The 20,929-nt window shown below is 60.1% G+C and carries 12 protein-coding genes; 6 read left to right on the top strand and 6 right to left on the bottom strand.

Annotated elements, in window-relative coordinates; translation table 11 throughout:
- Nucleotides 1-181 precede the first annotated feature (181 nt).
- The gene (smc, locus tag ACIONG_RS21480; protein ID WP_401302568.1) at nucleotides 182-3,670 is read right to left on the bottom strand and encodes a chromosome segregation protein SMC; all 3,489 of its coding nucleotides are present in this window, start codon (nucleotides 3,668-3,670) and stop codon (nucleotides 182-184) included.
- A gap of 2 nt (nucleotides 3,671-3,672) precedes the next feature.
- Nucleotides 3,673-4,332 (bottom strand): GntR family transcriptional regulator, encoded by a 660-nt coding sequence (locus ACIONG_RS21475; protein WP_103303891.1) that lies wholly within the window; start codon nucleotides 4,330-4,332, stop codon nucleotides 3,673-3,675.
- 268 nt (nucleotides 4,333-4,600) lie between these two features.
- Between ACIONG_RS21475 and xdhA the strand changes: the two genes are divergently transcribed.
- The 4 genes from xdhA to guaD all read left to right on the top strand — a co-directional run bounded on the left by xdhA (nucleotide 4,601) and on the right by guaD (nucleotide 10,767).
- Nucleotides 4,601-6,055 carry a xanthine dehydrogenase small subunit gene (xdhA, locus tag ACIONG_RS21470; RefSeq protein ID WP_401302566.1) on the top strand — a complete coding sequence of 485 codons (1,455 nt, stop codon included), beginning with the start codon at nucleotides 4,601-4,603 and terminating at the stop codon, nucleotides 6,053-6,055.
- Nucleotides 6,048-8,447, top strand: coding sequence for a xanthine dehydrogenase molybdopterin binding subunit (gene xdhB / locus ACIONG_RS21465; protein WP_401302564.1), 2,400 nt, complete (start codon nucleotides 6,048-6,050; stop codon nucleotides 8,445-8,447). Before xdhA ends, xdhB begins: the two co-directional genes overlap by 8 nt.
- 144 nt (nucleotides 8,448-8,591) lie before the next feature.
- Nucleotides 8,592-9,449: a xanthine dehydrogenase accessory protein XdhC gene (xdhC, locus tag ACIONG_RS21460; RefSeq protein WP_103303888.1), complete on the top strand. Its 858-nt coding sequence runs from the start codon at nucleotides 8,592-8,594 to the stop codon at nucleotides 9,447-9,449.
- A 13-nt stretch (nucleotides 9,450-9,462) separates the two neighbouring features.
- Nucleotides 9,463-10,767: a guanine deaminase gene (gene guaD, locus ACIONG_RS21455; protein ID WP_315447444.1), complete on the top strand. Its 1,305-nt coding sequence runs from the start codon at nucleotides 9,463-9,465 to the stop codon at nucleotides 10,765-10,767.
- Between the two features lie 293 nt (nucleotides 10,768-11,060).
- On the opposite strand, the gene ACIONG_RS21450 is transcribed toward guaD, so the two are convergent.
- Nucleotides 11,061-11,825 (bottom strand): GntR family transcriptional regulator, encoded by a 765-nt coding sequence (locus tag ACIONG_RS21450; protein ID WP_103303886.1) that lies wholly within the window; start codon nucleotides 11,823-11,825, stop codon nucleotides 11,061-11,063.
- A 356-nt stretch (nucleotides 11,826-12,181) separates the two neighbouring features.
- Here ACIONG_RS21450 and ACIONG_RS21445 point away from each other — a divergent pair, with 356 nt between their 5' ends.
- Nucleotides 12,182-13,378 carry a benzoate/H(+) symporter BenE family transporter gene (locus ACIONG_RS21445; RefSeq protein WP_103303885.1) on the top strand — a complete coding sequence of 399 codons (1,197 nt, stop codon included), beginning with the start codon at nucleotides 12,182-12,184 and terminating at the stop codon, nucleotides 13,376-13,378.
- A gap of 37 nt (nucleotides 13,379-13,415) precedes the next feature.
- Here ACIONG_RS21445 and ACIONG_RS21440 read toward each other — a convergent pair whose 3' ends face one another.
- Nucleotides 13,416-13,760, bottom strand: coding sequence for a YggL family protein (locus ACIONG_RS21440; RefSeq protein WP_095189455.1), 345 nt, complete (start codon nucleotides 13,758-13,760; stop codon nucleotides 13,416-13,418).
- Nucleotides 13,761-13,994: 234 nt separating this feature from the next.
- Here ACIONG_RS21440 and dacB point away from each other — a divergent pair, with 234 nt between their 5' ends.
- Nucleotides 13,995-15,455 carry a D-alanyl-D-alanine carboxypeptidase/D-alanyl-D-alanine-endopeptidase gene (gene dacB, locus ACIONG_RS21435; RefSeq protein WP_103303884.1) on the top strand — a complete coding sequence of 487 codons (1,461 nt, stop codon included), beginning with the start codon at nucleotides 13,995-13,997 and terminating at the stop codon, nucleotides 15,453-15,455.
- Nucleotides 15,456-15,592: 137 nt separating this feature from the next.
- Here the strand turns inward: dacB and ACIONG_RS21430 are convergent, their stop codons facing one another.
- Nucleotides 15,593-17,974 (bottom strand): diguanylate cyclase, encoded by a 2,382-nt coding sequence (locus ACIONG_RS21430; RefSeq protein WP_103303883.1) that lies wholly within the window; start codon nucleotides 17,972-17,974, stop codon nucleotides 15,593-15,595.
- A gap of 144 nt (nucleotides 17,975-18,118) precedes the next feature.
- Nucleotides 18,119-20,389, bottom strand: coding sequence for a bifunctional 23S rRNA (guanine(2069)-N(7))-methyltransferase RlmK/23S rRNA (guanine(2445)-N(2))-methyltransferase RlmL (gene rlmKL, locus ACIONG_RS21425; RefSeq protein WP_401302559.1), 2,271 nt, complete (start codon nucleotides 20,387-20,389; stop codon nucleotides 18,119-18,121).
- Nucleotides 20,390-20,929: the final 540 nt, after the last annotated feature.

Genomic DNA, 20,929 nt, shown 5'->3' with positions numbered 1-20,929 from the left:
CTCTATGTTCTGACAGGCGTTTTGCCCACGTATACGAAAAATTGACATTAAACTAGCACGACCAAAGACAACTTTACACCGTCTGTCTCATTGGCTTGCGCGAATATGTCGATTGGCCAGCAAGTCGAACGCGGTAAAAAAGTCCTACAAGACTAAATTACCTTTCCGACACCACGCTGGCTCAGGCGTCCACCATCGCCATCGCCTCCTCGACATCCACGGCTACCAGTCGCGAACAACCCGGTTCATGCATCGTTACGCCCATCAACTGCTCGGCCATTTCCATGGCGATTTTGTTGTGGGTGATGTAGATGAACTGCACCGTCTGCGACATCTCTTTGACCAAGCGTGCGTAGCGTCCAACGTTAGCGTCATCCAGTGGCGCGTCAACCTCATCGAGCATGCAGAACGGCGCCGGATTCAATTTGAAGATGGCAAATACCAGTGCCAGCGCGGTCAGGGCTTTTTCCCCGCCGGAGAGCAAATGGATGGTGCTGTTCTTCTTCCCTGGCGGCTGCGCCATGATCGTTACCCCTGTATCGAGTAGATCTTCGCCCGTCAGTTCCAAATACGCCCGTCCACCACCGAAAACTTTTGGAAAAAGTGCCTGTAAACCGCCATTGATCTGATCAAAGGTATCTTTGAAACGGTTACGGGTTTCCTTGTCGATCTTGCGGATAACGTTTTCCAGCGTCTCCAGTGCTTCGACCAGATCGGCATCCTGCGCATCCAGATAACGCTTACGCTCGGACTGTTGCGTGTATTCATCGATGGCCGCGAGGTTGATCGCGCCCAGGCGTTGAATCCGCGCATTGATCCTTTCGAGTTCTTCTTCGGCTTCGCGTTCACTGGCCTGCGCGGTCAATGTGGCGAGCACGCCATTGAGATCGTAGCCGTCTTCGAGCAACTGATCCTGCAAAGCCTTGCGGCGCACGGTCAGGGCCTGCCATTCCATGCGTTGCTGTTCGAGCTGGCCGCGAATCAGCTGCGATTGCTGCTCGGCCTGGGTCCGGCGCTTTTCTGCGTCGCGCAATTCGCGGTCGGCGTCTTCCAGGGCGATCTGCGCAGTCTTGAGTTCTTCGTCGACGGTCATGCGCTTGTCGAGCAACTCTTCGAGTTTCAGGCGCAGCTCTTCCAGCGGTGCCTCGCCCTCCTCCAGATTCAGACTCAACTGTTCGCGTTTTTCGGTCAGACGCTCGGCCTGCATTTCCAGACGCTCCAGCGCCTGACGCGTGGAATCATGCTGAGCGCGCAACGAGCCGAGACGCACGGCCAATTGGTGCGCGTGATCCTTGTGCTGACGCGCTTCCTGACGCACGCGATCAAGGCGCTCGCGCAGGCTGTCGCGCTGGGCCAACAGCAATTCGCGCTGCTCGGTATCCAGTGCCATCGCGTCGAGGGCTTCCTGCAACTGCATGCGCGCTTCGCCGACTTGTTCGTGCTCAAGTTCGCGCTGTTCGCCAAGCTCGACCAGCTCTTCATCGAGGCGTGTGCGGCGCAAAGTCAACTGTTCGGCCTTGGCTTTGCCGGCGGACAGTTGCGCTTTCAATTCACCTTGCTGACGTGCTTCGTCTTGCAGCAAACGACGCAAATGTTCGCGACCGTTTTCCTGCTGACGCTGTTGCGCGCGCAAGGTTTGCAGACGGTTTTCCATGGCCTCGACCGTGGCTTCTTTCTCTTCGCGCTCAAGGTGCAGCGCTTCGATTTCCTGGCCACGGGCAAGCATGCCGCTCTCGGCCTCGCTGGCACGACGCACACGCAGGAAGTGACGACCGACCCAATAACCGTCGCGACTGATCAGGCTCTCGCCAGCGCTTAATTGCCCACGCAAGGCCAAGGCATGTTCGAGGCTGTCGACGGGTTTGACCTGACCGAGCCACGGCGACAGATCGATCTGCGCCTCGACCTTATCGAGCAAGCTGCCGGCCACGCGTACGCCATCTGTGCCGGGGCTGAGCAGGCGCAAATCGCCTTGGGTGAAACCGGACAGATCGAAGCCGCTGAAGTCGTCGACCAGCACCGCTTGCAGATCGGCGCCGAGCACGGTTTCCACCGCCAGCTCCCAACCGGCCTCGACCTTCAGGCCTTCGGCCAGGCGCGGACGCTCGGTGAGGTTGTGTTCCTTCAGCCATTCGGCAGTGCCGGTGCCCGGATCGAGTGCGGCTTGTTGCAAGGCTTCCAGCGACGCCAGGCGACCATTGAGCCGCTGCAAGTCACCCTGCGCCTGTTGCTGCGCGGTCAACGCCTGCTGCAATTCCTGACGAAGTTGCTCGAGCTTTTCGACCTGAGCCTCTTCGCTGGTCTGCAAATCTTCGAGGGTCGCTTCGGACTCGGCGAGCTGCTCGTTGAGCTCCATGATCGCCGCGTCTTCCGGGTCGGCCGAAAGCAACGCGCGCTCTTCGCCGAGACGCTTTTGCCGATCGGCGAGACGCTCCATGCTGGATTCCAGCTGCTGGATGCGCGACTGCTGCACTTCGGCCTGACGACGCGGTTCGGCGGCGGTCAGGTTGAAGGCGTCCCACTGCTCCTGCCAACCGTGCATGACGCTTTCGGAATCTTCCAGCGCAGCGGCGGCTTCTTCGGCGGCAGCGCTGGTGACTTCCTGCTCGGGGGTGAGCATGTCCAGTTCTTCGCCGAGGGTCAGCAGCAAGGTGCGGTCGTGACCCAGATGCGATTCGGTTTCCAGGCGTGCTCGTTCGGCTTCTTTCAGATCGTCCTGCAACTGGCGCAAACGTTGCTGGCCGTGCTGGATGCTCTGCTCGACCCGGGCGATGTCGCCGCCGACCGAATAGAAGCGCCCCTGCACCAGATTGAAGCGTTCGGACAGATCGTGGTGCCCGTCGCGCAGGCGTTCGATGGCCGCGTCGGCATTGCGCTGTTCTGCGACCAAGGCTTCGAAACTGATTTCCTGAGTGCCGATGATCGACTCGCGCTGGCCGACCTGATCGTTCAGATCCTGCCAGCGCAGGGCCGACAGTTGCGCCTTGAGCTGACGCTCCTCGGCTTTGAATTCCTGATACTTCTTCGCCGCCTCGGCCTGGCGGTGCAGGCGTTCGAGTTGACGCTCCAGCTCTTCGCGCAGGTCGGTCAGGCGAGCAAGGTTTTCGTGGGTGCGGCGGATACGGTTTTCGGTTTCGCGGCGGCGCTCTTTATATTTCGAGATGCCGGCCGCTTCTTCGATGAAGTTGCGCAGGTCTTCGGGCTTGGACTCGATCAGCTTGGAGATCATCCCCTGCTCGATGATCGAGTAACTGCGCGGGCCGAGGCCGGTGCCGAGGAAAATATCGGTGATATCGCGACGACGGCATTTGGTGCCGTTGAGGTAATAGGTGGTCTGGCTGTCGCGAGTGACTTTGCGGCGAATGGAGATTTCCGCGTAAGCCGCGTACTCGCCCAGCAACGTGCCGTCGGAGTTGTCGAAGATCAGTTCGATGCTGGCCTGACTCACCGGTTTACGGCTGGTCGAACCGTTGAAGATGACGTCGGTCATCGACTCGCCACGGAGGTTCTTCGCCGAACTTTCGCCCATCACCCAGCGCACGGCGTCGATGATATTCGACTTGCCGCAACCGTTCGGCCCGACGACTGCCGCCATGTTACTGGGGAAGTTCACCGTGGTCGGGTCGACGAAGGACTTGAATCCCGCCAGTTTGATGCACTTGAGCCGCACGCTTAGGCAACCGTCAGGGCGGACACCACCAGATCGCAGCTGCGCTGGGCGTAAGCCGTCAGCACGATGCGGATCTGCGGCAAATCACGGGCAAGCACGGCGGCCAGCAGACGCTCGAACAGTTCGAGGAACTCGCTCATTTCGGCCTTGCGCTGTTCGAGGGCGAGGAAATAGGCGCGGCTCATGGCCGGCTGCAGGTTCTCGACGGTCTCTTGCAGGTACGGGTTGTTGGCGAACGGATAGGCCGCGCGCATGACGCTGAAGCTGTCGTCGACGAAGCTGCGGATGTCCTGGCGCTCGTAGCTGGCGGTCAGGCGCTGCTGGATCTGCACGAACGGCGCCATGTCCGACTGCACTTGCCAGCCGTTGGCCACCGAATTGCCGAGCAGGATGTACAGCTCGCTCATGAGCGTGCACAGGCTCTGCACCTTGTGCGGCGTCAGTTCGGTGACGTGCGCGCCACGGCGCGGCAGGATCGCGATCAGGTGGCGGCGTTCGAGGATCAGCAAGGCTTCGCGGACCGATCCGCGGCTGACATTAAGTGCCAGCGTGACCTTCTGTTCCTGGATGCGCTCTCCCGGCTTCATTTCGCCACGAATGATGCGTTCGGCGAGGTGGTGAGCAATTTGCTCGGCGAGGCTGTCCGGCGCCTTGAACGTCATGGTTGTCCTTCAAACTCTATCGATCTGCACAAGCGGCGCAGTGTAGCGCAAATGCACGGGCATGGCGGAGTGCCCACTCAGCGGTTTTTGGCACGAATCCCGCAAAAAAGCGGGGTGACCGATGAGGGTCAATACTGAATAGACACGTTGCTGATCGACGAAACGTATTTTCCTGACCTTTAAGTCAGAAAACCATTGACCGAAAAGTCAGACCTGCTAAATTCGGTTCACGTCGGTTAACAACAATAATGAGTCTGCGAGGCCTTCCGTGATCCAGTTTTTACTTAACCAGGAACTCCGTAGCGAGCACGCCCTGGACCCGAATCTGACTTTGCTCAATTACTTGCGTGAACACGTCGGTAAATCCGGTACCAAAGAAGGTTGCGCCAGCGGCGACTGCGGCGCTTGCACCGTGGTGGTTGGCGAGTTGCAAACGGATGACGATGGCCGCGAACACATTCGCTATCGCAGCCTCAACTCGTGCCTGACATTCGTTTCGTCACTGCACGGCAAACAACTGATCAGCGTCGAAGACCTCAAGCACAAAGGCGAACTGCACAGCGTGCAGAAAGCCATGGTCGAGTGCCACGGCTCGCAATGCGGTTTCTGCACCCCGGGTTTCGTCATGTCGCTGTTCGCTCTGCAAAAGAACAGCGATGCGCCGGATCACGCCAAGGCCCACGAAGCGCTGGCCGGCAACCTCTGCCGCTGCACCGGCTACCGGCCGATTCTGGCGGCTGCCGAGCAATCGTGTTGCGGCAAGCAAGCGGACCAGTTCGATGCCCGCGAAGCGGAAACCATCGCCCGCCTCAAAGCCATCGCCCCGACCGATATCGGCGAACTCAACAGTGGCGACAAGCGCTGCCTGGTGCCGCTGACCGTCGCTGACCTGGCCGATCTCTATGACGCTTACCCACAAGCCCGCCTGCTCGCCGGCGGTACCGATCTGGCGCTGGAAGTCACCCAGTTCCACCGCACCCTGCCGGTGATGATCTACGTCGGCAACGTCGCCGAAATGAAGCGCATCGAAACCTTCGAAGACCGCATCGAAATCGGCGCCGCCACCGCCCTCTCCGACTGCTACGAAGCGTTGAACGCCGAGTACCCGGACTTCGGCGAACTGTTGCACCGCTTCGCCTCGCTGCAAATCCGTAACCAGGGCACGCTCGGCGGCAACATCGGCAACGCCTCGCCAATCGGTGATTCGCCTCCGCTGCTGATCGCCCTCGGCGCGCAAGTCGTGCTGTGCAAAGGCGAAACCCGGCGCACGCTGAACCTCGAAGATTACTTCATCGACTACAAAGTCACGGCCCGTCAGGAAAGTGAGTTCATCGAGAAGATCATCGTCCCACGCGCCAGCGCCGAGCAGTTGTTCCGCGCCTACAAAGTTTCCAAGCGTCTGGACGACGACATCTCCGCCGTCTGCGCCGCGTTCAACCTGCGCGTCGAAAACGGCGTGATCAGCGATGCGCGCATGGCCTTCGGCGGTATGGCAGCAATTCCGAAACGCGCGGCTCACTGTGAAGCCGCATTGATCGGCCAGCCGTTCAACAACGCCGTGGTCGAACGCGCCTGCGCCGCACTGGCCGAAGACTTCACTCCGCTCTCGGACTTCCGCGCCAGCAAGGAATATCGCCTGCTCAGCGCGCAGAACCTGCTGCGTAAATACTTCATCGAACTGCAAACACCGCACATCGAGACTCGGGTGACCGCTTATGTCTAACCATCACGGCGTAGAAAAAACCCAGGCTGAACTGGCCGAACTGTTCGCCAAGGATCTGACCACCGGTGTCGGCCGCAGCGTCAAGCACGACAGCGCCGCCAAGCATGTGTCCGGTGAAGCGCAGTACATCGATGATCGCCTGGAGTTTCCAAACCAGCTGCATCTGTACGCACGCATGTCGGACCGCGCCCACGCGAAAATCATCAGCATCGACACCTCGCCGTGCTACGCCTTCGAAGGCGTGCGCATCGCCATCACCCACGAAGACGTGCCGGGCCTGAAAGACATCGGCCCATTGATGCCGGGCGACCCGCTGCTGGCCATCGATGACGTGCAATTTGTCGGTCAACCGGTGCTCGCCGTCGCGGCGAAAGACCTGGAAACCGCGCGCAAGGCCGCCATGGCCGCGATTATCGAATACGAAGATCTCGAGCCAGTGCTCGACGTGGTCGAAGCCCTGCGCAAACGCCACTTCGTGCTCGACAGCCACACCCATCAGCGCGGCGATTCGGTCTCGGCACTGGCGACCGCTGAACATCGCATTCAGGGCACGCTGCACATCGGCGGCCAGGAACACTTCTATCTGGAGACGCAAATCTCCTCGGTGATGCCCACCGAAGACGGCGGCATGATCGTCTACTGCTCGACGCAGAACCCGACCGAAGTGCAAAAACTGGTCGCCGAAGTGCTCGACGTGTCGATGAACAAAATCGTCGTCGACATGCGCCGCATGGGCGGTGGTTTCGGCGGCAAGGAAACCCAGGCCGCCAGCCCGGCGTGCCTGTGCGCCGTGGTTGCGCACCTGACTGGCCAACCGACCAAGATGCGCCTGCCGCGCGTCGAAGACATGTTGATGACCGGCAAGCGTCACCCGTTTTACGTCGAGTACGACGTCGGCTTCGACAGCACCGGGCGCCTGCACGGGATCAACATGGATCTGGCTGGCAACTGCGGCTGCTCGCCGGATTTGTCCGCCTCGATCGTTGACCGGGCGATGTTCCACTCGGACAACTCCTACTACCTCGGCGACGCGACCATCCACGGTCACCGCTGCAAGACCAACACCGCGTCGAACACCGCTTACCGTGGTTTCGGTGGTCCGCAAGGCATGGTCGCGATTGAGGAAGTGATGGACGCGATTGCCCGTCACCTGCAGCTCGATCCGCTGGCTGTGCGCAAGGCCAACTACTACGGCAAGACCGAGCGCAACGTCACCCATTACTACCAGACCGTCGAGCACAACATGCTCGAGGAAATGACCGCCGAACTGGAAGAAAGCAGCCAGTATCACGAGCGCCGCGAAGCGATCCGTCGCTACAACGCCAACAGCCCGATCCTGAAAAAAGGCCTGGCGCTGACCCCGGTGAAATTCGGTATTTCCTTTACCGCGAGCTTCTTGAACCAGGCCGGCGCGCTGATCCACATCTACACCGACGGCAGCATCCATTTGAACCATGGCGGCACGGAAATGGGCCAGGGGCTGAACACCAAAGTCGCGCAGGTCGTGGCTGAAGTGTTCCAGGTCGAGATTGATCGTGTGCAGATCACCGCGACCAACACCGACAAAGTACCGAACACCTCGCCGACAGCGGCGTCCAGCGGCGCCGACTTGAACGGTAAAGCGGCGCAGAACGCGGCTGAAATCATCAAGAAACGCCTGATCGAATTTGCTGCCCGGCATTACAAAGTCAGCGAAGAAGACGTCGAATTCCACAACGGTCATGTGCGCGTCCGCGACCACATTCTGACCTTTGAAGCGCTGATCCAGCAGGCGTATTTCAATCAGGTTTCGTTGTCGAGCACCGGGTTCTATAAGACCCCGAAAATCTACTACGACCGCAGCCAGGCCCGTGGTCGGCCGTTCTACTACTTCGCCTTCGGCGCGGCGTGCTGCGAAGTGATCGTCGACACCCTGACCGGCGAGTACAAGATGCTCCGAACCGACATCCTTCACGATGTGGGCGCCTCGCTGAACCCGTCCATCGACATCGGTCAGGTCGAGGGCGGTTTCATCCAGGGCATGGGCTGGCTGACCATGGAAGAGCTGGTCTGGAACAACAAAGGCAAGCTGATGACCAACGGCCCGGCCAGCTACAAGATCCCGGCCGTGGCGGACATGCCGCTCGACCTGCGGGTGAAGCTGGTGGAAAACCGCAAAAACCCGGAAGACACGGTGTTCCATTCCAAGGCTGTCGGTGAGCCACCGTTCATGCTCGGGATTGCGTCGTGGTGTGCGATCAAGGATGCGGTGGCGAGCCTCGGTGACTACAAGCATCAACCGCAGATCGATGCGCCGGCGACGCCGGAGCGGGTGTTGTGGGGGTGTGAGCAGATGCGTCAGCTCAAGACCGTGAAAGCGGTCGAGGCAGAGACCGAACTGGCTCCGCTTTAAGACCGAGGCGCGGCCAATCGCTGGCAAGCCAGCTCCCACAGGGTTCTGCGGTGTTTATCCGATATGCGTTACACCGCAAATCCTGTGGGAGCTGGCTTGCCAGCGATGAGGCCCGAACAGACAACGATGTTGTAGGGGTGAACTATGTACAACTGGATCGACGCCCTCGCCGACCTGCAGAACCAGGGCGAACCCTGTGTGCTGGTGACGATCATCGAAGAACTCGGCTCGACGCCACGCAACGCCGGCTCGAAAATGGTCGTCAGCGCGAAACAGACCTTCGACACCATCGGTGGCGGGCATCTGGAATACAAAGCCATGCAGATCGCCCGCGAGATGCTCGCCAGCGGCAAGCAGGACACCCATCTGGAGCGCTTCAGTCTCGGCGCCAGTCTGGGCCAGTGCTGCGGCGGCGCCACCGTGTTGCTGTTCGAACCGATGGGCCAGGTGCAGGCGCAGATTGCCGTGTTCGGCGCCGGCCATGTCGGCCGCGCCTTGGTACCGCTGCTTGCCGGCCTGCCCTGCCGGGTGCGCTGGATCGATTCGCGGGAAGAGGAATTCCCCGAACAGATTCCTCACGGCGTGCGTAAAATCGTCGCCGAGGAGCCTGTGGATGAAATCGATGACCTGCCCGCCGGCAGCTACTGCATCGTCATGACCCACAACCATCAACTGGATCTGGAGCTGACCGCCGCCATCCTCAAGCGCAACGACTTCACCTGGTTTGGCCTGATCGGCTCGAAGACCAAACGCGCCAAGTTCGAACACCGTTTGCGTGATCGCGGTTTCGACGCCAGCGTCGTGCAACGCATGCGCTGCCCGATGGGCATCAGCGAAGTCAAAGGCAAATTGCCTGTGGAAATCGCCATCTCCATCGCCGGCGAAATCATCGCCACCTATAACGCCAATTTCGGCCAGCAGACTGCCAGCGCCGAACCGATTGCCAAACTGCTGCCTGTTTCGCGCCGCAGTGAAGCCGCCAAACTCAAAGCCTCAAATTGATTAGAGAACCCTCATGCCTCTGACTCGCAAAGCCTACCGCGCCGCCATCCTGCACAGCATTGCCGACCCTGCCGAAGTCGGGATCGAAGCCTCCTACGAATATTTCGAGGATGGCCTGCTGGTGGTCGATGGCGGCAAGATCAGCGCCCTCGGCCACGCCAGTGAATTGCTGCCGACCCTGCCGGCGGACATCGAAATCGAGCACTACAAAGACGCGCTGATCACCCCGGGCTTCATTGACACGCACATTCACTTGCCGCAAACCGGCATGGTTGGCGCCTATGGCGAGCAACTGCTCGACTGGCTCAACACCTACACCTTCCCGTGCGAAAGCCAGTTCGGTGACAAGGCGCACGCCGACGATGTCGCGGATATTTTCATCAAGGAACTGCTGCGCAACGGCACTACCACTGCGCTGGTGTTCGGCAGCGTGCACCCGCAGTCGGTGAACTCGTTCTTTGAGGCGGCCGAGAAGCTTGATCTGCGGATGATCGCCGGCAAGGTCATGATGGACCGCAACGCCCCGGACTATCTGACCGACACCGCCGAATCGAGCTACGTCGAGAGCAAGGCGCTGATCGAGCGCTGGCACGGCAAGGGCCGCTTGCACTATGCGGTGACCCCGCGTTTCGCCCCGACCAGCACCCCGGAACAACTGACCCTCGCCGGCCAGTTGCTGACCGAATACCCGGATCTGTACATGCAGACCCACATCAGCGAAAACCTCAAGGAGATCGAGTGGGTCAAGGAGCTGTTCCCGGAGCGCAAGGGCTACCTCGACGTTTACGACCACTACAAGTTGCTCGGCGAGCGCTCGGTCTTCGCCCACGGCGTGCACCTGTGCGACGACGAATGTGCGCGTCTGGCGGAAACCGGCTCGGCGATCTCGTTTTGCCCGACTTCGAACTTCTTCCTCGGCAGCGGCTTGTTCAATCTGCCGATGGCCGAGAAGCACAAGCTGAATGTCGGTCTGGGCACTGACGTTGGTGGCGGTACCAGTTTCTCGCTGCTGCAAACCTTGAACGAAGCTTACAAAGTGATGCAGTTGCAGGGTGCGCGGCTGAGCCCGTTCAAGTCGCTGTATCTGGCGACGCTGGGCGGTGCACGGGCGCTGCGTCTGGAAGACAAGATCGGCAATCTGCAACCGGGCTCGGATGCCGACTTCCTGGTGCTGGATTACAACGCCACGCCGTTGCTGAGCTATCGCTTGAAGCAGGCGAATAACATTGCCGAGACGTTGTTTGTGTTGATGACGCTGGGGGATGACCGCACGGTGCAGCAGACGTATGCGGCGGGAGCGTTGGTGCATCAGCGTTAACTCTCCGGCACTGATCGCCCCCCGCGCTGATCGTTCCCACGCTCCGCGTGGGAATGCAGCCCGTGACGCTCCGCGTCACTGGACGCGGAGCGTCCCCAGAGGCATTCCCACGCAGAGCGTGGGAACGATCAATCCCCCGGTACTTTTCAGTCCGGGGGATTTTTATTGCCTGTCAGATTGCTATCGCTGGCAAGCCAGCTCCCACAGGATTTGTGGTGTAACCCAAATCGGCTGCCCACCACAAACCACTGTGGGAGCTGACTTGCCAGCGATTGGAGCGACTCGGTATCAGCTTAGAGTTTCGCCGCAGGACGCCCAGGCTTCTTGGTTTGCAACAAATGCGAGAACACCGCATGCAGATCATCGGACGCGCCTTCCTCATCGAGGTTGAGCTTGCTGTCGATGTGATCCATGTGGTGCATCATCAGATTCACTGCCAGTTCGCCGTCGCGCTTTTCGATCGCGTCGATCAACTGGGTGTGCTCGTCATAGGAGCAATGCGAACGGTTGCCGCTTTCATACTGGGCGATGATCAGCGAAGTTTGCGAGACCAGGCTGCGCTGGAAGCTGATCAGCGGGGCGTTTTTTGCCGCTTCAGCGAGCTTCAGGTGAAATTCACCCGACAGGCGAATACCGGCGCCACGATCACCACGCGAGAAACTGTCGCGCTCATCGTTGACCATCTGCCGCAGTTCGGCAATCTGTTCGGCAGTGGCGTGCAGCACGGCCAGTTCAGTGATCGCGCGCTCGACCAGACGGCGGGCCATGAACACCTGGCGTGCTTCTTCAACGCTCGGGCTGGCGACGACGGCGCCACGGTTCGGCCGCAACAGCACGACGCCCTCATGGGCCAGACGCGACAAGGCGCGGCGAATGATGGTGCGGCTGACCCCGAAAATTTCCCCCAGCGCTTCTTCGCTCAACTTGGTGCCGGGCGCCAGACGCTGCTCGAGGATGGCCTCGAAGATATGCGCGTAGACAATATCGTCCTGGGTTCCGCTGCGGCCGGCTTTGCCTGCTCGCGGTTGTTTCTTGAGGGGTTGCAACTGTTCGTTCATGGGCACTCGAGTCGGAAGAACTGCGGCGAATAGACCGTGACTGTAATACGGCACAGTAGGTCGCTGGCAAGTATCGCGTAAAAAACAGCGCGATTGTACACAATGGATGGTGGCAACACGACTGTATGGCTGTTTGTGACCACGGCTGTATTGCAACGATCCGTTACGATTGAGTTTAGGCTTGATCACAGAATCCGCCTTCAGCGCACAATTCCCTGTAGGAGTGAGCCTGCTCGCGAATGCGGTGTGTCATTCGGCAATGACGTGGGTGACACACTGCAATCGCGAGCAGGCTCACTCCTACAAGGGTTGGCGTTATGGCGGGGATCTTCATTGGTATAAGGAACACCGCCGTCATGAACGACGCCACGCACACTCAACTGCGTCCCTTTTCCGACACATCGCCTTCGGCCATCGTCGCCGGTTTCATTGCGATGATGACCGGCTACACCAGTTCACTGGTGCTGATGTTCCAGGCCGGGCAAGCGGCGGGCCTGACCAGCGGGCAGATTTCCTCGTGGATCTGGGCGATTTCGATCGGCATGGCGGTGTGCTCGATCGGCCTGTCGCTACGCTATCGCACACCCATCACCATCGCCTGGTCGACACCCGGCGCCGCATTGCTGATCACCAGCCTCGGCGGCGTCAGTTACGGCGAAGCCATCGGTGCCTACATCACCTGCGCCGTGTTGGTGACGATCTGCGGGCTGACAGGCAGTTTTGAACGTTTGGTGAAAAAGATCCCGGCATCGCTGGCGGCGGCATTATTGGCGGGGATTCTGTTCAAGATCGGCAGTGAAATCTTCGTCGCCGCGCAACACCGCACCGCTCTGGTGCTGGGGATGTTCTTCACTTATCTGCTGGTCAAACGCCTGTCGCCACGCTATGCCGTGCTCGCTGCACTGCTGATCGGCACGGCGCTGTCGGGCTTTATGGGCCTGCTGGATTTCAGCGGTTTCCACCTGGAGGTGGCGACACCGGTGTGGACTACTCCGCATTTCTCGCTGGCAGCGACCATCAGCATCGGCATCCCGCTGTTCGTGGTGGCAATGACCTCGCAGAACATGCCCGGCATCGCCGTCCTGCGCGCCGACGGCTATAACGTGCCGGCCTCGCCGCTGATCACCACCACAGGCATCGCCTCACTGTTACTGGCGCCGTTCGGCTCCCACGGCATCAACCTCGCGGCCATCAGCGCAGCCATCTGCACCGGGCCACACGCCCATGAAGACCGCAACAAACGTTACACCGCAGCGGTGTGGTGCGGGATTTTCTACGGGATTGCCGGAGTGTTCGGCGCCACATTGGCGGCGTTGTTCGCCGCGTTGCCGAAGGAGCTGGTGCTGTCGATTGCCGCATTGGCGCTGTTTGGTTCGATCATCAATGGCTTGAGCATTGCCATGACCGAAGTGAAGGAACGCGAAGCGGCGCTGATTACCTTTATGGTCACGGCGTCGGGGTTGACGCTGTTTTCGATTGGTTCGGCGTTCTGGGGGATTGTCGCGGGGGTTTTGACGCTGGTGATTCTGAACTGGCGTAAAGCGCAGGCATAAAAAAACGGCGACCCTCAGGTCGCCGTTTTTTTCAGTATCACTTAGCCGCGTTGATCGGCTTTTCCGGATACCAAACGTCCAGCAGCGGGCTGATTTCAGCCTTGGTCAGCTCGGAACGGTTTTTCAGCCAGGCTTCAACGGCAGCGCGCTGCTCTTCGTTGACCGAGCCACGCTTCTGCAGGCAAACCAGACCGAAGTCGTCGCCGCCTACATAACCCAGACCGTTGGCTTCCATGGCTTCTTTGATGAAGGCTTCGAGGAAAGCGTCAATGGCTTCTTCGGACAAGTCTTCTTTGAAGTCCAGGTTCAGTTCGAAACCCAGCTCTTGAAATTCATCAACGCACAGTTTTTTGCGCAGACGCTGGGAACGGTTAGTCGCCATTGGAACAATCCTCTTAAGTAATAACGGCCGGCACTTTACCAGTTTAAGCGGTCAATTGCCCGATTCTCTGGACTGCGCAGCCGACCGCCTGTAAAAAAATCACGGATTAGCCACCCCGGGGACGGCACAAGCGGTTACACCTTGGGGCATAATGCCGACACTTTCGTGACCACTGAGGGCTTTTTCATCCATGTCCTCGTTATTTTTCCCCTCTTTTGCAGGGTTTTATTTCTTATGATCAAATCGTTGCGTCCACTTTTTCTGGCCGGCCTTCTTCTTCCACTGGCCCTGCCTGTCTCCGCTGCCACCATCAATACTTCTCTCACCCCCAACGTAGAAAAAGCCCTCAAAGCGAGCAAGCTGCAGCCGACTGCCCTGTCGCTGGTGATGGTGCCGCTGGATGGCCCGGGCACCGCGACCGTGTACAACGCCGACGTATCGGTCAACCCGGCCTCGACCATGAAACTGGTCACCACCTATGCGGCGCTGGAGATGCTCGGTCCCAACCATCAGTGGAAAACCGAGTTCTACACCGATGGCGACCTGAGCGGCGGCATCCTCAACGGCAACCTCTACCTCAAGGGTGGCGGCGATCCAAAGCTGAACATGGAAAAACTCTGGCTGCTGATGCGCGACCTGCGCGCCAACGGCGTGACCCAGATCACTGGTGATCTGGTGCTGGACCGCAGCTTCTTCGTGCAGCCGCAACTGCCGGAATTCAATGACGACGGCAACGACGAGAACAAGCCGTTCCTGGTCAAACCGGATTCGCTGCTGGTCAACCTCAAGGCTCTGCGTTTTGTCGCGCGTAACGACGGTGGTCGGGTGTTGATCTCGGTAGAACCGCCGATTGCCAACATCCGCATCGAAAACACCGTCAAGGCGTTGAACTCCAAACAATGCACCGGCGGCGTGCGCTACAACCCGGTGGCGCAAGCCGACGGCAGCATGACCGTCACCGTCGCCGGCCAGTTGGGCGATGGCTGCAGCTCACAGACTTACCTGTCGCTGCTTGATCACGCGACCTACACCGCTGGCGCCGTTCGGGCGATCTGGAAGGAACTGGGTGGCAGCATCCAGGGCAAGGATCGTCTCGCCTCGACCCCGAGCAACGCCAAACTGCTGGCCCGCGCCTACTCGCCGGATCTGGCCGAGATCATCCGCGACATCAACAAATACAGTAACAACACCATGGCCCAGCAGCTGTTCCTGAGCCTCGGGCAGAAATTCCGCAACGACGCCGACGGTGACGACGCCAAGGCCGCGCAACGAGTGGTGCGTCAGTGGCTGGCACGCAAAGGCATTACCGCGCCGCATCTGGTGATGGAGAACGGCTCCGGCCTGTCCCGCGCCGAACGCGTCAGCGCCCGTGAGATGGCCAGCATGCTGCAAGCCGCCTGGCACAGCCCGTACGCCGCCGAATACATCAGCTCGCTGCCGATTGCCGGCACCGACGGCACCATGCGCAAACGCCTGAAGACCACCGCGATGCGCGGCGAAGCTCACGTCAAGACCGGCACCCTGAACACCGTGCGCGCGATCGCCGGTTTCAGCCGTGATGTAAATGGCAACACCTGGGCGGTGGTGGCGATCCTCAATGACAAGGCGCCGTTTGGGGCGTCGTCGGTGCTGGATCAGGTGCTGCTGGATCTGTATAAGCAGCCAAAACTGGCGCAGACAGCTTCGGTTCTGTAACGCGGTTCAAGCAACTCCACAAAACCCTGTGGGAGCTGGCTTGCCAGCGATAGCGCTATGTCAGTCACCGAAGATGCTGACTGAAATGACGCTATCGCTGGCAAGCCAGCTCCCACAGGTTTGTGGTGTATTGAATGTCAGCTCATCTGCTCAACCCGATCGCGCCCGCCCTGCTTGGCTGCGTACACGCCCGAGTCGGCGCGCAGCAGCAGCGAATCCGCGCCCTCCCCCGGTCGCCAACTGGCGATGCCGAAACTCGCAGTCACCACGCCGACCACATCCACCGGCGCACTGCGCAGCCCCTGCCACAACTCCACCGCGAGCATGTACGCGTGTTCGCCGTCGATGTCCGGGCACAGCACCATGAACTCCTCGCCGCCCAGACGACAAAACACATCGGTACGGCGCAGCCGATGGCCGATGCGCTCGCACACGGCTTGCAGCACCCGGTCGCCCACGGCATGGCCGTACTGGTCGTTGATACGTTTGAAGTGGTCGATGTCGAGCATGATCACCGACAACTCCCCGCCGCCACGCTCGACCCGGGCCATTTCTGTGGTCAGGCGCTCCTGAAAATAGCGGCGGTTGTGAATACCGGTCAGCGAATCAGTCACTGACAGCGCACGAAGTTCTTCCTCGACCCGCTTCAGATCGGAAATATCCGAAATATAGCCATGCCACAGCACACCACCGCCCGGCAGCTCTTCCGGCGTCGCCTCACCGCGCACCCAACGCAGCCCGCGCTCGGGCAATTGCACGCGGTATTCCTCGCGCCACGGGCTGAGGTTGTCCGCCGAGGCGCGAATCGAGGTGCGCACGCGGGTGATGTCCTGTGGGTGGATGCGAGAAAAGATCGCCTCGGCGTCGAGCAGCAGCACGTCCGGCTCCAGCTCGTAGATCTCGCGGATGCCGTCGCTGGCGTAGATCACGCTGAAGCGCCCGTCGAATTCCATCTTGAACTGGTAGATGCCACCAGGCACGTGAGCACTGAGTTTCTTCAGCAGCACGTCCCGCGCCGCCAGGGCCTCGTGGACGCGCTTGCGCTCGGTGATGTCGATACAGATCGCCAGATGGCCGACCCACAGGCCCTGCTCATCGAGGACCGGAGTGGCGAGCATGTTCACTGGCAGGTGGCTGCCATCGCTGCGTACCAGCGTCCACTCGCGAGCCTCGTGACCGCCGACTTCACCGCCCTCGACCAGCATCGCGTGGCAGGTCGGGATGCTCTTGCCGTACCGCGCACTCAATTCCGTAGAACGTGCGCTCAACTCCCTTGGCAAGTGCAGGTTTTCCAGGGTCATGTGGCCGACGACGTCGGCGCTGCTGTAGCCGAGCATCTGTTCGGCGCCGGGGTTGAAAGTATTGATCACCCCGCGCAAATCGGTGGCGATGATCGCGACTTGAGTCGCGGCATTCAGCACCCCGCGCAGTTGACCGTGGGTGCCGCGCAACTCCTGCTCACGCTCGTGCAGTTCCTGCGTGCGCAATTCGACCAGGCGCAAGGCGCGCTGGCGCTGGCTGACCAGCACATAGAGCAACGCGCTGAGCAGCAGACTCAGCAAGCCGCCAAGAATGATCACGCTGCCCACCGACGAGTGATTGGCCTGCATAAAGGCTTCGCTGGGCAGGATATCGACCTGATAGTCGTGATCGGCCATGCGCACCAGCCGCGTCGCCGCCAGATCACTGAGCGCGGGCTCGTTGGTGGATTCGAACAATACTTCATGCTGATCATTGGTCGACAGGTCAAGAATGCGCACGGACAAGTAGTCATGAAACGCATCCGGCAAGCCATCGGCCAGCAACTGACGCATGCTGATCACCGCCATCACGTAGCCGAACGACTGTTGCTGGCCAGCCCGCATCACTGGTGCAACCAATAGCACCCCGCGCGCGTAGGACGGCTCGATACTCACCAGATGCATCGGTTGCGACACCGCCAGACCACCAAGCTTGTCTGCACGCTGGAGGGTGTCCCGACGCAGCGGTTGCGCCAGCAAGTCATAGCCCAAAGGCGAGCCGAGGCGACTTTGCGTCTGGCTGAACAGCACGGGCACATATTCATCACGCACGCCGGCCAGTTGCAGCTCGCCCTGCGCATTGAGTTCGCGAATGGTAAAGGTGCTCAGCCCTTCCTCTCGCACGCGCTGTTCAAAAGCGCCGCGCTCGGCAGCACTGACCCGCAGGGCAAACGAATAGGCCTGGGTACGCAGTAATAAAGGTTGGGTGTAGCCATCGAATTCGGCGCGGGACACCGATTCGGAGTTGGCGAAGAAGCGGCGCAAGCCGTCGAGGCGTTGCTCCTGATCCTGGAAGCGTTCTTCGATGCGGCTGTAACGCTCATTGGCCAGCAGTTGAAAGCGCTGACGCAATTGCTGCTCAAACTGATTGAAGGTGGCCCAGGCGAGCAGCCCCGTAAGAATCCCGCCGGCGAGCAATACCAGCATCGCGACCAGCCAGGCCGAGACTTCTTCGCTGATAAAACCCAGAATCTTCGGGCGCACGGGGTGCAACGACATAAGGGCAACTCACCACAGCAGCATTTCGGGGATACCCCATTGGCCATGAGTGAGTTATAGCTATTAGCCATTAATTTGGCTAGCGCTGATCGGATCCAAGAGCCGTTAAAAATCAAGGCTCTGTGGATCCAACTTTGCCGAGTGTCAACGAGCCGTGATTTTCCAGGCGCGGTGGATCTTGGTGTTGCGCGCGAAATCCGGATCGATGGTCTGCGCGCTGATTTCCTCGACCGCATAACGCTCGGCGAGGTTTTCCTCCAACTGGAACTTGCGGAAGTTGTTGGAGAAGTACAGCACGCCACCCGGAGCCAGACGCGCCATGGCCAGGTCGATCAACTGCACCTGATCACGCTGCACGTCGAAGATGCCTTCCATGCGCTTGGAATTGGAGAAGGTCGGCGGATCGATGAAGATCAGGTCGTATTCGTCACGACTGCTCTCCAGCCACGCCATCACGTCGCCCTGCTCCAGACGGTTCTTGTCGGAGAAGCCGTTCAACGACAGGTTGCGGCGCGCCAAGTCGAGGTAGGTTTTCGACAGGTCGACGCTGGTGGTGCTGCGCGCGCCGCCCTTGGCCGCATGCACACTGGCCGTCGCGGTGTAGCAGAACAGATTGAGGAAGCGTTTGCCGGCGGCCTCTTTCTGAATACGCATGCGCATCGGCCGGTGATCGAGGAACAGACCGGTGTCGAGGTAATCGGTGAGGTTGACCAGCAACTTCACGCCGCCCTCGCTGACTTCATTGAACTTGCCTTGCGCGGCCTGACGCTCGTACTGCTTGGTGCCGCTCTGGCGCTCGCGGCGCTTGACCACTACGCGGCTCTTGTCGACGTTCAACGCCTGCGGAATCGCCGCCAGTGCGTCAAACATGCGCGCCGAGGCTTTTTCCGGGTCGATGGACTTCGGTGCGGCGTATTCCTGAACGTGCACCCAGTCGTGGTACAGATCGATCGCCATCGCATATTCCGGCATGTCGGCATCGTAGACGCGGTAGCAATCGATGCCTTCGCGCTTGACCCACTTGCCCATCGCCTTGAGATTCTTTTGCAGGCGATTGGCAAACATCTGCCCGCCTTCGCTCAAGCGCGGCTGCTCGATCACTGGCGCCGGGGCCGGCGTCGGTTTGATCGGGTTGCCGTTCTTGTTGAACTTGCGCTCTTGCGGCTCGTCCGGAGTCTGATCGTAAGCCGCTTGCTCACGCTCGGCCTGACGCTGCTCCGGGGTACGACGCTCGCCGGTGACGAACTGATCCGGCAGCACTTTGATCAACAGCAGCTTGCACGGCAACGCACCGTTCCAGAACGAATACTGTTTGTGGCTGCGGATGCCCATGCGCTTGCCCAGATCCGGCGCGCCGGTGAATACCGCCGCTTCCCAGTTCAGGCAGGCCTGACGCAGGCGCTCGCCGAGGTTCTGGTAGAGGTACAACAGGCTGGCTTCGTCACCCAGACGCTCGCCGTACGGTGGGTTGCAGATCACCAGACCTTTCTGGTTCTGGTCCGGGCGCGGCTCGAAGGTCGCGACTTCGCCCTGGTAGATCTTGATCCACTCGCTCAGACCGGCACGTTCAACGTTGTTGCGGCCCGGTTGAATCAGGCGCGGGTCGGCTTCGTAACCACGAATCCACAGCGGCGGCTTGGCCAGACCGGCAGCGGCGCGCTGGGAAGCCTCTTCGTGAAGTTTTTTCCACAGCGCCGGCACGTGACCGAGCCAAGCGGTGAAGCCCCACTGCTCGCGACGCAGGTTCGGCGCCATGTCGGCGGCGATCATGCCCGCTTCGACGAGGAACGTACCAACACCGCACATTGGGTCAGCCAGCGCGCCACCTTCGGCAGCAATGCGCGGCCAGCCGGAGCGGATCAGAATCGCTGCCGCGAGGTTTTCCTTCAGCGGCGCAGCGCCCTGCTGCAAGCGATAGCCACGCTGGTGCAGGCTGTGGCCGGAGAGGTCGAGGGAGAGAATCGCTTCGCCGCGATCCAGACGCAGGTGAATGCGCAGATCCGGATTGAGCTTGTCGATGCTTGGGCGATCGCCTTGCGGGGTGCGCAGCTTGTCGACGATGGCATCCTTGACCTTCAAGGCGCCGAAGTGGGTGTTGTCGATGCCCGAGCCATGACCACTGAATTCGACGGCCAGGGTGCCATCGCTGAGCATGTGATCCTGCCACTCGACGTCGAGCACGCCGTGGTACAGGTCTTCGGCGTCCTTCATCGGGAAACGCTTGAGCACCAGCAACACGCGGTTGGCCAGACGCGACCACAAGCACAGGCGATAAGCGGTTTCCATGGTTGCCATGCCACGCACGGCGGAAGTGTGCTCGCGAGCTTCTTCAAGGCCAAGCCCGACGGCTTCCTCGATGAGCAGGCCTTCAAGGCCTTTAGGGCAAGTGAGGAAGAGTTCGAAACGGTCGGACATGGTTTTTCCAGAGCCTTTGGCTAGTGAATCGGCAACGCATTGCCGATCCGGTTTTCAATCAGGCGCTTTTCTACAAGAACGCCCGCGTGGCACGAAGGTGTGCCATTCCATCCCCGCTGCTCGGGTTAAAAGAGCTTAGATGCAAGGACAGAGAAAAAAGTTGGTGCAACAAAAAGTCTTAAAGCGACCCTTCGTCGAATATTACCTGAGTCTAAACGTGGGTCATTCTCACTAAAGAATTAAGCCCATCATCCAGTGCGGCGCCGATCATACCGGGGTTTGCTGAAAAAACATTCATGAAACCCACAGTTACTTATGGCTGTAGCACTATTTTCGTTACGTCCTTATGACAAAACGATCATTCCCTCGGTGTGACTCATTGGTTAGAACTGAACACAGGTTGACGTCCCAACGGCGTCAACACCTTGGCTCGCCACGCCGGCAGCGAGCCGCCCACGGCAGAGTTTTTCTGCCAGACCTCGGTTGAGGTCAACGCGACACAAACAGTCAACAAGTGAGGGACACACCCTATGAGAAGAC

The organism is Pseudomonas sp. NPDC087817 (genome assembly GCF_044742875.1).
GTDB lineage: Bacteria > Pseudomonadota > Gammaproteobacteria > Pseudomonadales > Pseudomonadaceae > Aquipseudomonas.
This window is presented reverse-complemented; position numbering and strand designations above follow the sequence as displayed.

What these genes read in the sequence shown, in the direction of transcription:
- rlmKL (WP_401302559.1), bottom strand. Translation starts at nt 20,389, where the DNA reads ATGTCCGACCGTTTCGAACTCTTCCTCACTTGCCCTAAAGGCCTTGAA.
- ACIONG_RS21430 (WP_103303883.1), bottom strand. Translation starts at nt 17,974, where the DNA reads ATGTCGTTGCACCCCGTGCGCCCGAAGATTCTGGGTTTTATCAGCGAA.
- ACIONG_RS21445 (WP_103303885.1), top strand. Translation starts at nt 12,182, where the DNA reads ATGAACGACGCCACGCACACTCAACTGCGTCCCTTTTCCGACACATCG.
- xdhB (WP_401302564.1), top strand. Translation starts at nt 6,048, where the DNA reads ATGTCTAACCATCACGGCGTAGAAAAAACCCAGGCTGAACTGGCCGAA.
- ACIONG_RS21440 (WP_095189455.1), bottom strand. Translation starts at nt 13,760, where the DNA reads ATGGCGACTAACCGTTCCCAGCGTCTGCGCAAAAAACTGTGCGTTGAT.
- dacB (WP_103303884.1), top strand. Translation starts at nt 13,995, where the DNA reads ATGATCAAATCGTTGCGTCCACTTTTTCTGGCCGGCCTTCTTCTTCCA.
- ACIONG_RS21475 (WP_103303891.1), bottom strand. Translation starts at nt 4,332, where the DNA reads ATGACGTTCAAGGCGCCGGACAGCCTCGCCGAGCAAATTGCTCACCAC.
- ACIONG_RS21450 (WP_103303886.1), bottom strand. Translation starts at nt 11,825, where the DNA reads ATGAACGAACAGTTGCAACCCCTCAAGAAACAACCGCGAGCAGGCAAA.
- xdhC (WP_103303888.1), top strand. Translation starts at nt 8,592, where the DNA reads ATGTACAACTGGATCGACGCCCTCGCCGACCTGCAGAACCAGGGCGAA.
- guaD (WP_315447444.1), top strand. Translation starts at nt 9,463, where the DNA reads ATGCCTCTGACTCGCAAAGCCTACCGCGCCGCCATCCTGCACAGCATT.